The organism is Apibacter sp. ESL0432 (assembly GCF_019469225.1).
Lineage (GTDB): Bacteria > Bacteroidota > Bacteroidia > Flavobacteriales > Weeksellaceae > Apibacter.
The window spans coordinates 194618-210505 of sequence record NZ_CP048266.1; the positions used below are offsets into that span (position 1 = coordinate 194618).

General features: G+C 31.0%; 11 protein-coding genes. 4 read left to right on the forward strand and 7 right to left on the reverse strand.

What is annotated here, in order from left to right; genetic code table 11:
• Window positions 1-115: 115 nt before the first annotated feature.
• From GYM73_RS00795 to GYM73_RS00805, 3 genes are all read right to left on the reverse strand, one after another.
• Entirely contained in the window at window positions 116-1480 is a 1365-nt protein-coding gene (locus GYM73_RS00795) for an MATE family efflux transporter (RefSeq protein ID WP_220233829.1), read from the reverse strand.
• A 120-nt stretch (window positions 1481-1600) separates the two neighbouring features.
• The gene (locus tag GYM73_RS00800) at window positions 1601-2305 is read right to left on the reverse strand and encodes a response regulator transcription factor (protein ID WP_105296279.1); all 705 of its coding nucleotides are present in this window, start codon (window positions 2303-2305) and stop codon (window positions 1601-1603) included.
• Window positions 2306-2312: 7 nt separating this feature from the next.
• Window positions 2313-3869, reverse strand: coding sequence for a sensor histidine kinase KdpD (locus tag GYM73_RS00805; protein ID WP_160565859.1), 1557 nt, complete (start codon window positions 3867-3869; stop codon window positions 2313-2315).
• Window positions 3870-4047: 178 nt separating this feature from the next.
• Here GYM73_RS00805 and GYM73_RS00810 point away from each other — a divergent pair, with 178 nt between their 5' ends.
• The 3 genes from GYM73_RS00810 (at window position 4048) to GYM73_RS00820 (ending at window position 7528) form a co-directional block, all read left to right on the forward strand.
• The gene (locus GYM73_RS00810) at window positions 4048-5730 is read left to right on the forward strand and encodes a glutamine--tRNA ligase/YqeY domain fusion protein (RefSeq protein WP_220233830.1); all 1683 of its coding nucleotides are present in this window, start codon (window positions 4048-4050) and stop codon (window positions 5728-5730) included.
• An 11-nt stretch (window positions 5731-5741) separates the two neighbouring features.
• Window positions 5742-6602, forward strand: coding sequence for a DUF2911 domain-containing protein (locus GYM73_RS00815; protein WP_220233831.1), 861 nt, complete (start codon window positions 5742-5744; stop codon window positions 6600-6602).
• A 125-nt stretch (window positions 6603-6727) separates the two neighbouring features.
• Window positions 6728-7528: a rhomboid family intramembrane serine protease gene (locus tag GYM73_RS00820; protein ID WP_220233832.1), complete on the forward strand. Its 801-nt coding sequence runs from the start codon at window positions 6728-6730 to the stop codon at window positions 7526-7528.
• Here the strand turns inward: GYM73_RS00820 and GYM73_RS00825 are convergent.
• From GYM73_RS00825 to rsmG, 4 genes are all read right to left on the reverse strand, one after another.
• Window positions 7523-7744, reverse strand: coding sequence for a PspC family transcriptional regulator (locus tag GYM73_RS00825; protein WP_105296274.1), 222 nt, complete (start codon window positions 7742-7744; stop codon window positions 7523-7525). The genes GYM73_RS00820 and GYM73_RS00825 overlap by 6 nt on opposite strands.
• Window positions 7745-7815: 71 nt before the next feature.
• A complete protein-coding gene (locus tag GYM73_RS00830; RefSeq protein ID WP_220233833.1) occupies window positions 7816-9564 on the reverse strand; it encodes a hypothetical protein in 1749 nt (582 codons plus the stop codon).
• Window positions 9565-9585: 21 nt separating this feature from the next.
• Window positions 9586-12555, reverse strand: coding sequence for a tetratricopeptide repeat protein (locus tag GYM73_RS00835; protein ID WP_220233834.1), 2970 nt, complete (start codon window positions 12553-12555; stop codon window positions 9586-9588).
• A 4-nt stretch (window positions 12556-12559) separates the two neighbouring features.
• A complete protein-coding gene (gene rsmG / locus GYM73_RS00840) occupies window positions 12560-13186 on the reverse strand; it encodes a 16S rRNA (guanine(527)-N(7))-methyltransferase RsmG (protein WP_220233835.1) in 627 nt (208 codons plus the stop codon).
• A 299-nt stretch (window positions 13187-13485) separates the two neighbouring features.
• Between rsmG and GYM73_RS00845 the strand changes: the two genes are divergently transcribed.
• Window positions 13486-15615, forward strand: a complete 2130-nt coding sequence (locus tag GYM73_RS00845) for a Tex family protein (RefSeq protein ID WP_220234333.1) — start codon at window positions 13486-13488, stop codon at window positions 15613-15615.
• Window positions 15616-15888 lie beyond the last annotated feature (273 nt).

The following is a 15888-nucleotide window of genomic DNA, read 5'->3' on the forward strand; positions in this document are numbered from 1 at the left end:
ATAATCTAGGATCACATAGTATTAACTAAACATATTCCCCTTATAATTAAAGGGGGAAATCGAATCGCAAATATAATCAAAAAAAGAATAATTTTAACATTTTGTTAATATTAATTTATATTAAGTTTTTGATCTTGCGAACCTGCCAAAAAAAGATAATTATTGCTAAAATAGTAGAGATTGTATCGGATAAGGGGATAGAGTACCACACCCCATTTAAATTTAAGTAGTTAGGTAGAATAAATAATGAGGGAACAAGTAGTAAGAATTGTCTGCTCATACTTAAAATAAAAGCAATAACAGCTTTTCCAATACATTGGAAAAAATTGGATATAACCATTTGTATACCGCTTAATGGTAAAGTTATGGTCATTATTTGTAAAGCTAAAGATGCTTCTTTTGCTAATTTTGGGGAAGGATTAAAGGGTTTAACAACAAGTTCAGGAAATAAAAAACCGAATAAAAACCCTAGACATCCAATAAAAAATCCGGTTTTAAGGCTGTAAGTTAACGTGTCCTTAACTCTATTCATATTTTCAGCACCGAAATTATAACCTATAATAGGCTGCATTCCTTGAGTTAAACCTACTAATACCATTATAAATACCATGATCAGGCGATTGGCTATGGTATAAGCTTCTATGGCTGTGCTGCCTCCGTAAACATTAAGCCTGTTATTTATGAATAAAACAACAACAGATGCAGCAAGTAACATGAAAAAAGGAGCAAACCCCACATTAATTATGGACCAAATGATCTTATAATTGGGTTTTAAACTTTTCCAGTGAAAATATACAATGGAACTAGAATTAAAAAAATGTTTTAAAACGACACCCAAGCCTATCGCCATGGAAATATTGGTTGCTATGGCAGCACCTTTCATTCCCCATTTCAATACAAATATAAAGATGGGAGCCAAAATAATATTGGCGACAACTCCTATAAGCATCATATACATGGCTTTTTTAGGATATCCTGATGCTCGCATGATACTGTTGAGAGCATAATTAACCGTTAAAAATATATTTCCCGGAAGATAATAGAGTAAAAATTCTTTTGCAAATGGGAATGTTTGAGGAGTAGCTCCAATACCAATAAGTATCGGATCCATGTAGGCATACATACCTATGATTAACAAGAAAGTTAATGCGGTAGCTAATAAAATGGAATTTCCCAATACGATATTGGCAGATTTCATATCTTTTTGGCCTAGAAAAATTGAGGTACGTGTAGACGCTCCGGCTCCAACCAGCATACCTATTCCTGAGATAAGGTTCATTATGGGAAGAAGAACTCCCAGTCCTCCTATAGCATGATCTCCCAAATTTTCTCCATGACCTATATAAATACTGTCAATGATATTGTACAAAGCAATTACTATAGTTCCTATAATAGCCGGAACGGCATATTTCCAAATAAGTTTGCCGGGTTTTTCATTCTCCAGCTCTGAGATGTTTTGAGATTTATCTATAGCTTCCATTCGTAATAATTAAGATCGTCTGTTTTTTAATAAAATAGTTAGTTAAGTAAAGGAAAAGAATAGGTTATTAATCTTTTTTATGAAGATTAATAATCTATTCCATATAGTTTTTGAGAAAGGTTAATCTTTCACTAATAAGCGAAAACCTTCTCCATGAATATTTACGATTTCTACATTGTCGTCATCTTTAAGTAATTTTCTGATTTTAGCAATGTAAACATCCATGCTGCGAGAAGTGAAATAATTATCATTATGCCAAATTTTAGTTAAGGCTTCTTCTCTTGGCATAAGATCATTTTTATACTTGCAAAGAAGTTTTAAAAGCTCATTCTCTTTAGGAGATAATTTATGCATTTTACCGTTAACCTCTAATTGACGTAATTTGGTATTAAATTTAAAATTGGAAATTTCATAAATTTCTTTGTCTTCATTTTCAGAATTAACGGAAGAATTGGAATTCCTTTGAAGAACGGCATTAATTTTATACAATAAAACTTCAGAATCAAACGGTTTAGTTATATAATCATTAGCGCCAAGTTTATATCCGGTAAGAATATCCTCACGCATGTTTTTAGCTGTTAAAAAGATAATCGGAACATCCGGATTAATGTCAATAATTTCTTTAGCTAATGTAAATCCGTCTTTTTTCGGCATCATTACATCGGAGAGACAAATATCAAAATTGTCTGCTTTAAATTTTTCTAACCCATCCTCACCATCAACAGATAGGGTTACATCGTAATCGTGAATAGAGAGGTAATCTTTTAAAACAGCACCAAAACTTGGATCATCTTCTACTAATAATAGCTTTACTTTTTTATCCATGATATTTTTAATTTAGAGGAATACGTACAATAAAAGTGGTTCCTTTATGTAATTTACTAACAACTTTAATACCACCATTATGTAACTTAATAATATTTTTTACGTAGGTTAAGCCTAATCCGTGACCTTTTACATTATGTATGTTTCCGGTTTCTTCCCGATAAAATTTTTCAAATATTTTTTTTATAACGTTTTCAGACATACCTTTTCCTTTATCTGAAATTTCAACTACGTAATCATTTTTATCGTTGTAAGTTTTTACCGAGATTTCAGGTTTTTCTAATGAATATTTGTTCGCGTTGTCTAATATGTTAACAAAAGCATTGGTGAGATGAAATCCATCCACATTTCCAATATATTTATCTGCTAAATACTCTTCTTTAATTGTTCCCCCTCGTTGTTCCACTTGTACCCGAACAGTTTTAATGCTGTTTTTCAGGATTTGTCGAATATCTGTTTCTTTTCGGATCAGTTGAAGCGCATTTCGTTCAAGTTTCGACATTCTCAAAACCATCTCTACCTGTTTTTTCATTCTATCATTTTCTTGCTTGATTAAAGAAGTATAGAATTTCATCTTTTCCGGTTCTGATTGAACTTTCTCCGAATTTAGCGCATCCGTAGCAATATTAATGGTTGCTATAGGAGTTTTAAATTCATGAGACATATTATTTATGAAATCAGTTTTTATTTCAGAAATCTTTTTTTGCTGGGACATATAATATATGGAAGCAATATATATAGCAATAATGACCAAAGTAGAGGCTATTGTTACCCCAATAGCTCCCAAAATAGGATTTAGTACGGAATATTGTTTAGAAGGAAAATAAACGGATAAATAATATTGGGTATTATCTTTTCCGTCAGAAAATAAAACTACATTGTAATTTTGAGTAAACTTATTACTTAAGATAAAATCATCACTATGGATTTTAGTTAATTTAAGTTTATTGTTGAGCACTCCGCATTTAAATTCAGTATTAATATTGTGCTTTTTAAGTTCTAAGCTAACCACTGAATCTATTAGCTGCATGTTAATCCTGGATTCCAAACTCATCTGGTTTACACTCAATCTTGCAAATTCGTCCAAGGTAAATTTAGGGCTTACAAAACTATTTTCAATATTTTTTTCAATCGGTTTAATATTGGTTTGAAGCGAATCTTTTTTAATTTTTAATACGCCTTCATCTGTTAGTAAATTGGTGATTTTTAAAGTATCTTTTTTTGAAAAAGGAATGATGAGAGGCTTTTTATTAACGATTGTTTTTTTATAAATGATGTATTTAACAGACTGAGAGTCAATAACACTCATGGCTGTTTGGATGGTGCTGGAATCTTTTTGATTATTGATGTCTTGATAGAAATTAGTAAATGGTTTGTAAAATTTATTAATCTCTATAGTATTAATTTTTTTGGAAGAATTATTTAGTGCTTTGTATACACGAGATGAAAAATCCTGTTCACCTGCATCTATAGCTTGTTTCAGCCAAAAAATCTGCAATCCCACAAAAACTATAAGGGAAATGGTCATTAATCCCGATAAAATAGGGATGAAACGTTCCTTCATAGTACAAAATTAATCATTTTAACCGATGAAATTTACGACATATCGAAAATTTTCAATATTTTTAAAATCTTATCTGATTAAAAAAAAAGCTAAAGAAATATTTATTACGTTTAAAATATTATATGGAGAATAATTTTAAAAATGATTTAAATTTGTACGTCTATAACTATATTATATTATGCACCAAGAAGAAAAAAAATCTTTAAATTTTTTAGAGCAGATAATTGAAGAAGATTTAGAAAACGGTTTTCCTAAAGAGAAATTAAGATTTAGATTTCCACCTGAGCCTAACGGCTATCTTCATGTAGGCCATATTAAGGCCATATGGATAAATTTCGGATTGGGGCAGAAATATAATGTACCCGTTAATTTACGATTTGATGACACTAATCCGGTTAAAGAAGATCAAGAATATGTTGACGCGATTAGAAAGGATGTAGAATGGCTGGGATATACTTGGGATAAGGAATGTTATGCTTCTGATTATTTTCAACAGTTATATGAGTGGGCTATAAAATTAATTAGAGAAGGAAAAGCATATGTTGATAATCAGACTTCAGAAGAGATGAATGAGCAGAAAAAAAATCCTTTTGAAGAAGGTATCGAAAGTCCTTATAGAAACAGGAGCATAGAGGAAAACCTTGATCTTTTCCAAAGAATGAAAGAAGGAGAATTTGAGGAAGGAAGTTGTGTACTTCGCGCAAAAATAGACATGAAATCTCCGAATATGAATATGAGGGACCCGGTAATGTATCGTATTTTAAAAAAACATCATCAAAGAACCGGTAACGATTGGTGTATATATCCTTTATACGATTGGACACATGGAGAATCAGATTACATAGAGCAGGTTTCTCATTCTTTATGTTCTCTGGAATTTGAAAATCACCGACCTTTATATGAATGGTTTTTGGATCAAGTATACGATCCGGCAAAAGTTAAAAGTAAGCAACGTGAATTTGCCAGATTAAATTTAAGTTATACGATTACTAGCAAACGAAAATTATTGCGTTTAGTAGAAGGAAATTATGTATCCGGTTGGGATGACCCGCGAATGCCTACCGTATCGGGTATGAGAAGAAGAGGATATACTCCTGAAGCTATTAAAGATTTTATGGAACGAGTAGGAGTGGCTAAAAGAGACAACATTATTGATTTTGCTTTATTAGAATTCACGGTAAGAGATCACCTTAATAAGATTGCGCCAAGAGTCATGGCTGTGATCAATCCGGTGAAAGTTGTAATCACTAATTACCCGGAAAACTCAGAAGAAAATGTTTGCATTGAAAACAATCCGGAAAATAGTGATGCGGGAGAAAGAGAAGTTCCTTTTTCAAGAGAAATATATATAGAAAGAGAAGATTTTATGGAAGAAGCTCCTAAGAAATTTTTCCGATTGACCTTAGGAGGAGAAGTCCGATTAAAAGGAGCTTATATAATTAAAGCAGAATCTGTTGAAAAAGACGAAAACGGTGTAATTCAAACCATTTATTGCACGTATGACGATAAAAGTAAAAGCGGAAGCGGGACAGAAGAAAGCATGCGAAAAGTGAAAGGTACTTTGCATTGGGTGTCCGTTAAACACGCATTACCTATAGAAGTGAGAATCTATGATCGATTATTTAAAGAAGAATCTCCGGATACGCAAGAAGGTGACTTTTTAAATTTTTTAAATCCGGATTCTTTAAAAACTATTCATGGTTTTGCAGAACCCGGCTTAAATGGTACAAAAATTGGAACAAAATATCAATTCCAAAGACTTGGGTATTTTGCAGTCGATGACGATTCAACAGAAAATCATCTAATTTTTAACAGAACTGTAACATTAAAAGATACCTGGGCGAAAATCGCTAATAAATAAAGTTTTAAATTATGAAAAAAATAATCTTTTTAATTGCTCTTTCTTCTTTTTCACTTTTCAGTGAAGCTCAACAAGTAAAAACTCCGGCAGCAAGTTTAAAAGCGGAGGTTGAACAAATGGTAGGTTTAACAGATGTTGAATATGAATATTCTCGACCTAATAAAAAAGGAAGGGTAATTTTTGGCGGATTGGTACCTTACGGCCAAGTCTGGAGAACAGGAGCTAATGAAAATACAACCATTAAGTTTGGGGATGATGTTGAGATTGATGGAAAAACTATTCCTAAAGGTAAATATGCTATATATACAATCCCCCATGAAGATACGTGGGATGTAATTTTTTATTCCGATTCAGAAAATTGGGGAACACCTGAAAAATGGGACGATAAAAAAGTGGTTTTAAAAACAACGGCACCGGTTAAAAAATTGGCAGAATCAGTGGAATCATTTACTATAGGAATAAATAATCTTTCAGATAATTCCGCACATTTACAATTTATGTGGGATCAGGTTTTGGTAGATATAACTTTCCATGTACCGACACAAAAAATAGCAAATGCAAGTATTGACGGTATATTATCTAACCCAAGAGCAGATGCTAATGCTTATTATGCTTCAGCCAATTATTATTTACAATCTAATGGAGATATGAAGAAAGCTTTAAATTGGATCAATAGAGCCATTGATTTAAAGCAAGGAGAATCCCCTTATTGGTATTACAGAGTTAAATCGCAAATTCAAGCTAAGTTAGGAGATATAAAAGGGGCAATAGATTCAGCTGAGAAATCTTTAGATGGAGCTCAAAAAGAAGGTAATAAAGATTACATTAGATTAAACACCGAATCTATTAAAGAATGGAAAAAAATATTATAAAATATTAATGTTAAAAAAAACAGAACGGTAAGAGATTTCTTACCGTTTTTAGTAGTATATAGTTTATAGAAGATAAATTTTTGGATTTTACAATCTGTTCAAATTTGTATTTATAAATAAGGTAAATGCATAAATTTCCGATCCATAAAGAAGCTATTATTGTTCCGATCGTATTAGTCGGTGCCATATGGTTGGTATTTCTATTGCAAAATTTATTGGTTTTCAAAGAATGTTATGGAATCATACCTCTTAAGCTAAAAGGGTTGAGAGGAATACTACTATCACCGCTATTTCATGGAAACCTTACCCATATACTCAGTAATACAATTCCTTTATTTGTATTAACATTTTTTACTTTTCAGTTTTATGAAAAATTGGCATATTTCGTTTTACTAAATGGATGGATTATATCCGGTTTTGTGGTTTGGTTACTACCCAATTTTTCTTTACTAAATTCTTCCGTTTTATCTTGTCATATAGGAGCCAGTGGTATTATCTATGTTTTGGCTTCATTTCTTTTTTTTAGTGGAATTTTCAGGCATGAAAAAACCTTACTGGCAGTTTCATTAATTGTCGTTTTTTTATATGGGAGCTTAGTTTGGGGAATATTTCCCAGAGAACTTTTAGGCATATACGATGATCGACCTATTTCTTGGGAAAGTCATCTGTCGGGAGCAGTAACCGGGTTTATATTAGCTTATATGTTGAGAAGAATAGGTAAAAAAAGAGAAAAACCTCAATGGGATAAGGATGAGTATGATCATTCTGATGATGAAAAACTTTGGGAAAAATACCAATTGGAATATCCTGAATATTTTAATGAAGAAGATCCTTCGAAATCTGATTCGACTTCAGAGATAAATAAAACAGACAATGTCCATTACGAAGATGAAAAAGATTCTTTGAAAAATCAAGAGAAACTATAGGTCAAAAACCGAAGGTCGTTTAGTGATAATGCTGTCTTTAATCCAAAGAAAAAATGCTCCGGTAAGATATAAAGCAAAAATCCCACCTAAAGTAATAAATGACAAGTAGATAAATAAAAGTCTTAATTTAGACGCCCGTACTCCGAATTTTTCCGATACACGTGAAATTACTTCAAATCCGTTTGCTTCAAATAGGGTGCGTAATTTTTCTATCATAAAAAAGTATATATTAAGTTAATACATATAAGGTAAAAAATTACAATTTTTTATTTACAAACATCAATTTGCTAAAATTGAACCAAAATACCGCCCAATACTTGAGCTCCTAAGACTTTATAATCTTGAAAGCGTTCGTAATTTTTACTGAATAAATTAGTTCCATTAACAAATAGTGAAAAATTCTTATATAATTTATAAGAAGCCGAAAGATTAAGATCTACATAACTGTCTAAAGTAGTTATTCCCTCCCTAACAGATGAAGAGGCAGGATCGTAATAAAAATAATTACTCTTACGCTCACCGGTAAAAAATAATTTTGCTTCTAATTTTAATTTATCTTCTAAAGTTTTATAATTACCATCTAAACCTACTTTAAAATTTGGTAAATTATAAGCATGTTTAAGCTCATCCAGATTGTAATTATGATATTCTCCTTCCAATCCAATAGTCAAATCTCCGGTCCAAAAATATTGTAAAGCACCTTTAACAGTAATAATATTACCATCATCGTACACAGCATTAAAGGTATTTAATCGGTTATAGGCCTTTAATACAGAAGGCAAGGTAAGGTCATAAGGATTTCTCATGAAAAAATAAAGGTTTTCGGCTTTACTGAATGATCCTTCCGCTTCGTACTTAATGCTTTCATCTATATCCCCTTTAACCCCTCCATAAACTTTATATAATATATTGGTAGGTCTTAACAATTGATTGGAGTATAAATACGGATTTTCCGAAAATAAGTCGGACATATTATTAAGTTTTAAACCGCCATCAATACCGGCATATACATTAATTTCTCTGGCAGCATTGAATAAAAATTCAGCCTTAGGATGGAAGAAAATTTTTGTATTATTACCTTCCAATTCGCCATTATAGGCAATATTAGCACCCACTTTTAAATAAGAACCTTGACTGGAAATTCGTAACACAGGAGAAAATCCGGCAGTTAAAAATGAATATTTATCTTTTGTGTTCAATCCGAAATGCGTATAAGTATAATTAAACAATACATCTGCTTCCACGCCAAAATTTAAACCGGGTAGCATAAGATTTGCATTTTCAGAACTTTTAGCCAGCTTTGCTTTTAAGTCTACAAAAGTTTCATTTGAATCAAATTTGTCCCACATATATCCGGCTTTTAAAGAAGCTTTGTCCAAATAATTATTACTATACATGTCATAATCGGATTTAAAGGTAAGTTGATTGGTATTTTGCCTTAAATTCATGTGGGGAGTTGCATGTATTTCCGGTGTGTTAAGACCGTAATAATTAGTTCCATTATAGGTATAATTTCCCGCAAAATGTAATTTCCCCGTTTTTAATTTAAAAATGTAAAAAGCTTCTGCATCAATTGTTGAAGAAGAAGTTTTCCAATCGTATTTGTTTTTAGGACCATCGGTAGAAAGTGCAGACAATTTAATACCGGTCAAATTATTATTTATCGGATAATTAAAATACAAATCCCCCAGTACCGTATTTCTGGTTCCATAACCTAACTTAGCATGATTGTCATAATATGAATTAGTAAAATCAGTGTTTAAGGATTGAGGAGGCAGTTGAGACGTTTGAAATTCAGAAACAGCAGGAACATCAATAATCGTATAATTTAGTGAATCATTTTTTACTGAGTTTTTTTCATTAGACGGTGGATATTTATCCGGATCTGTTTTCTTTTTCTCAATATTTTTTACATTAACATTCGGATTTTTCTTTTTTCCAATGGTTAATATTTCTTCTTTAATTTGAGAATATCCTGATGTGGTTGAAATAGTCGCTATTAAAATTAAAATCAGTATTTTATATTGAGTATTCATAAACTTCAAAACGAGATATAATTATTTAATATGGTTAAGTTGAGTTTGGGCATCTTGAACAACATCCGGAAACTCTTTATAATTTTCTATAATTTGCTCCAATATATAAGTAGCCTGATAATTATCTTTAAGGTTTAGATAATTTTTGCTCATTATAAGAAGAGCTTTAGCTCCCCAATACTGTTGATCAGAATATTTAGATGTTAAATTAAATATTACGGAATTACTGGCATCGTATTTTTTATCTTTATTTTTAAATAATGCGTTATAGTATAAGGCCTCAGCTTTTACCGCATTGTTTTTAGATTGTTCAAGTGTTGTAAATACTGATTTTGCGTCATTTATTTTTCCCGAATTGTATAGACTGCGCGCTTTTATCAAAGTGGCTTGTTCTTTTACAGTAGAAGGATTTTTGGAATTATTCAGTACTTTTATAGCCATTTCATTAGCCTTAGTATATTCTTTATGATCGGAATAGATATACATCAATTCTAATTCGGCGAAAGATTTATAGTTCTGATTGGAAGTAATTTTATACAAAGATTCTAGCGAATTTTGAGCAGCTTCGTCTTTTTCTTGTTTTATATAAATTTGAGAAAGTCTAACCAAAGCATCTTCCTGGAATTCATTGGATGATTCTGAAACTTCTTTTAATGCCTCTAACGCTTGATTATAATTAGTTAGCTGAAAATAACTTTCTCCTAAATAATAGAGAGAGGTTATTTTACGATTTGTAGTTGGAAACTTAGTTAAAAAAGTCGCAAATTCTTGAGAGGCTGCAGAGTAATCTTTAGATAAAAATTTCTTTTGTGCAGACATAAAAGACAATTCCTCAGCTTCCGCACGGTCCATATTATAGCCTTTTCTATTTGCCCAGTCAATATATTCATTTTCTTTACCGCTTTCAATAAATGCAGTTTTAGCTCCGGTAATAGCTTGTATAGCATAATCGGTTTTAGGATAATTATCGGCAATAGTTCCATAATTTACAATAGCTTTTTGATATTCTTTTAAACTGGTCAAATTATCAGCAATACCAAGATATGACATAACCACTAAGTCATTATTTTTGGAAGAGCTGATAACTTTCTGAAAATAGTTATTTGAATTCTGATAATTTTCAGTTTCAGCGTACGCTGTACCTAATTCAAAATATGCATCGTTAATTTTTCCCGATTTTGGATATGCTTTAATGAACTTTTCAAGTTCAACAATTTTATTTTTATAATCTTTTTGCAGACCATATACAATAGCTTTTTGATATTGAGAATATTCCCTGTCTTCGATAGAAGAGGTATACGCTTGATCATACATTTGAATTGCTTGGTTAAGCTGATTGCTGCCTAATAATGCATCGGCAAGACGTAACTCTGCATCTGCTTTAAATTCTTGCTTTGGATTTTTAAGATATTCTTGAAATGAAACTGCTGCCAAATCGAAATTCTTCAATTTTAAATAAGAATATCCTTTTTGATACATCACTTGCGAACTTTCCGGTATGGTAATTCCGGAATTTTGCAAAAGTTGTAATTTATCAATAGCATTTTGAAAATTTCCTAATTGGTATTGACAATCGCTATACCAATAGAGTGAACGAGCATAAAATTGAGAATTATTTTTTAAAAGTATGGCTTTTTCGAATTCTTGAGAAGCCGATTCTATTTTACCCTGATTGTATAATTGTACTCCGTAGGCATAAGCAACTTCTTGCTCTTTAAGTTTCAACTCCGAAGATTTATTGGGTATGGAAGATAAAAGTTGAGAGGCTTCTGAGAAATTTCCGGAATTAATATATGATTTAACCAGCAATTCATTGATTTCCGATTGATGCTTGGAAGCGGGATATCTTTTTAAATAGGTATTTAAAACTTTGGAAACAGGCTCATAAGGATTACCTACTTCATAACTCAATTTCGCATAATTTAAATAGGCGTTTTCTTGAATTTTTTTGTCAAAATCCATTTCAGAAGCAGCTTTGAAAGCAGTTAAAGCTTCTTTCTTTTTATTTGTTTTCAGGTAGGAATTCCCCAATTGGTAATATGCATTTTGTGAAATGGGAGAAATATCTCCAACAGTTATTTTATTAAAATAAGTAACTGCTTCTTCATATTTCTTGGCTTGATACAAAACATATCCCATTTGATAATAATCGCTCAAAGTTGGAGAAGCACTATTTTTTATATAAGATGAAAGATAGGGTTCGGCTTCGGCATACTTTTTTAATTTGAAATAACTTTCTCCTATAATTTTTATTATCTCATTTTTTAACTCAGGATATTGATTAGAAGCTAATAAAGTTTTACCGGTAGATATGGCAGAATCATATTCACCGTCATTAAAATAAATCTGAACCATATAAGGCTTGATTTTTTCGGTAAATTCCGGTTGATTTAATAAGGATGTGAATTTTTTCTTAGCTTCAATATGCTCACCGTTAGCATAAGCTATATGACCTAACAAAAAGTCTATTTGATTTTTGTATTGGTTGCTATAGGATCCTTTTTCCAAGTTTTTTTCAGCATTTTCAAAATCCTGATTCATAAATTGAGCATACCCGAGTTTGATGTATTGATTGGCTCTTTTATTAGGAGGAAGTTTGTCTATAGCTACTTTAGAGAGTTCTTCTGCTGCACGAAAATAATCCTGATGTATTAAATAGTAATTTCCCAATTGGAGGTGTGCTCTTTCAGTTAATACGCTTTGCGGATATTTATTGGTAAAAGCATCAAATTTCTTTTCTGCTTCTTCATCTTGTAAGATGAGGCTTATCAGAGCATCGTAAAAATTGGCAATTTCCAATTGATAAGATCTCAGATTAGAAAAGTTAATTAAATCATTAATTATATATTGAGTTCCTCTATAGGCTTCATTTTCATATAATTCCTTTGCGTTGCTTATCTGGTAATTGTTATAATAAATTTCAGATAATTGAGCATTCACAAATAAATTTGCTCCTAATAATGGGATAAGCCATTGGATTTTTTTTCGCATAACTTTAGTGCATATTTTTAATATAAACGACTTTTTTAGTTTTAAAAAATTCCTCGTCAAAATAATCTTTTAACTCATAGAGTGTAGCTTCGGGAAAATTTTTCAATTCTTCAGTTAGATCTCCTCCTTTTAAATATAAAACGCCATTTTGTAAACTATTGATATTCTTAGATGTAAATTTTCCTTTAATCCAAGACATAAAAACAGGCATTTGAGTAACCGCTCGGCTTACTACAAAATCAAATTTCTCTTTAATTTTTTCGGCTCGTGTATGAATACCGATGACATTATCTAACTGTAATTCTTGTGCAATTTCATTAACAACCCTAATTTTTTTTCCAATGGAGTCGGCCAAAGTAAATTGAGATTCCGGAAAAAGTATAGCTAAAGGTATACCCGGAAATCCGCCACCTGTACCAATATCCAAAACTTTGGTAGAAGGAGCGAACTGCATTACTTTTGCTATTCCCAAAGAATGAAGGACATGTTTTTCAAGTAAAGAATCTATATCTTTCCTTGATATAACATTGATTTTTTCATTCCAATTTGAATACAAATCAGGGAGTTTTTCGAAACTATGCAATTGTTTTTCAGTTATCTCCGGAAAATACTTTTGTATTAAGTTTGTCATGGGTATTAATAGATATACAAAAATATAAGTTTTAATAATATAAGACTCTATTTTATAATAGACATTTGCTTTTATTACAACAAAAATAAGGGTTTAAGAGTAAGAAGAAGACTTTTTAAAGTCATTAAACAAAATTTATAAAGATCAGATGGTAAAGATAAAATTTAATTGGAATGCTATTAATATAAATTATAATTTATTTTGAAAGCAAGTTATTTTTGATTCGACAATTAATTTATATTACCTATTTTTATAAAATAAAAAACGAACCTACACTACTTAAATATAAAATAATTACTATAAATATGATTTCCTTCATTCAGAAACGAATTGATATCTCTCAAAAAAGCATAGAAAATACGGTAAAATTATTAAACGAAGATCATACCATACCCTTTATTGCCCGTTATAGAAAGGAGATGACCGGAAATCTGGATGAAGTTCAATTATTCAATATATGTAAGTTAAAAACAGATTTTGAAGAAATTCAAAAACGTAAGGAGTTTATTATAAAAAGCATTGACGAGCAAGGAGCATTAACCGAAGAATTTAAGCAAAGAATAGAAAATTGTTTCGAACTTACTCTTTTAGAAGATTATTACTTACCCTATAAAAAGAAAAGAAAAACAAAGGCGTCTGTTGCAATTGAAAACGGTTTAGAACCTTTAGCAAAAATCTTAATGGCGCAAAAACCGATTTCAGATTTAACTCTATTAGCTTCAAAATACACCTCAGATAAGGTATTGTCAGTAGATGATGCTCTTCAAGGTGCCGGATATATTATTGCAGAATGGATTAACGAAAATAATTATGTACGTTCAAATTTAAGACGTTTTTTTCAACAAACTGCCGTATTGGAATCTAAGCTGATTAAAGGAAAAGAGGAGGAAAAAGAAGCACAAAAATTTTCAAATTATTTTGAATTTTCTGAAAATTTAAAACATTCGCCATCTCATCGGTTTTTAGCAATCTTACGAGGGGAAAAGGAAGGAATTCTACGCGTTAAAGTTAAAGTTGACTCAGAGGAAGCCTTACATATAATAAGCAAACATATAATTAAAACTCATGAAAAAGTAATTAAAGATCAACTACTTTTAGCAATAAAAGATTCTTTTTCACGCTTATTAGAACCGGCGCTAAGTAATGAAGTTTTCCAGAAAGCCAAAGAGTCAGCCGACCAAATAGCCATTCAAGTGTTTTCATCCAATTTAAAGCAATTGTTATTGCAATCACCTTTGGGGGAAAAAAGAATTCTGGCAATTGATCCCGGATATAAGTCAGGTTGTAAGTTGGTTTGTTTAGATGAAAATGGTAATTTATTACACAATGATACCATATATCCTCATCCTCCCCAAAAAGAAACCAAAGAATCAATTAAAAAAATTAAATCTTTAATTAATGCCTATAAAATTGAAGCCATATCCATAGGTAACGGTACAGCCTCCCGAGAAACGGAACGATTAATACAATCCATAGCTTTTGATCGTCCTCTAAAAGTTTTTGTTGTAAATGAAGCCGGGGCGTCGGTTTATTCTGCATCTAAATTGGCTCGGGAAGAATTTCCATCCTATGACGTTACGGTAAGAGGAGCAGTTTCCATAGGAAGAAGGTTGTCTGATCCACTTGCAGAATTGGTAAAAATAGAACCTAAAGCCATAGGAGTGGGACAATATCAACACGATGTGGATCAAACATTATTGAAAAAAGAACTCGATGCAGTTGTTATATCTTGCGTAAACAGTGTAGGAGTAAACCTTAATACAGCCAGTAAATCCTTATTGTCTTATGTTTCGGGTATAGGAGAAAAGATGGCTGAAAATATTGTTCAGTACCGTTCGGAAATGGGAGCATTTTCAACCAGGCAAGACCTGAAAAAAGTTCCCAGACTTGGTGAAAAAGTATTTCAACAAGCATCCGGATTCTTAAGAATTCCGACATCTGAAAATCCTTTAGACAATTCCGCTGTTCATCCCGAAAGCTATTCACTAGTTATGAAAATGGCGAAAGATTTAGGAGTAAAATTGGGAGATTTAATCCGAAATAAAGAACTAATTCAAAAAATAAAATTAAACAATTACGTAAACGAAGAAGTAGGGATTTTAACTTTGGAAGATATTTGTAAAGAATTGGAAAAACCAGGTTTAGATCCAAGAACACAAGTAAAAATGTTTACTTTCGATCCTTCTTTAAAAACCATTGATGATTTAAAACCGGGAATGAAAGTTCCCGGAATAATCAATAATATCACTAATTTCGGTTGTTTTGTAGATATAGGAATTAAAGAGAATGGATTAGTTCATCTTTCTAAAGTATGCAATGATTTCATAACAGACATTAGCACAGTCGTGCATCTTCATCAACATGTAGAAGTAAAAATAATCGATATAGATAAGGAACGAAAGAGAATACAATTATCTATGATTGATTAAATTGATTAAAAGGTTAATAAAAGATCTTTGGATAAAAATATAGGTTCTATTATAGATTATATAATTATTTTAATTTTTTAAAATACATATACTATATTTTTATCACATAAAATAAAAAGTATATATAAATATAAAACACTTCAAAACTTTTAAATTATATAATTATTGCTCTAATAGTAGTAAAAAAAAATAAGAATTAATATCTTTATCCATTCATTATCCGTATTTATCATAAAATCTGATTTAATAGGGTATTATTTAGTTAAATAATAT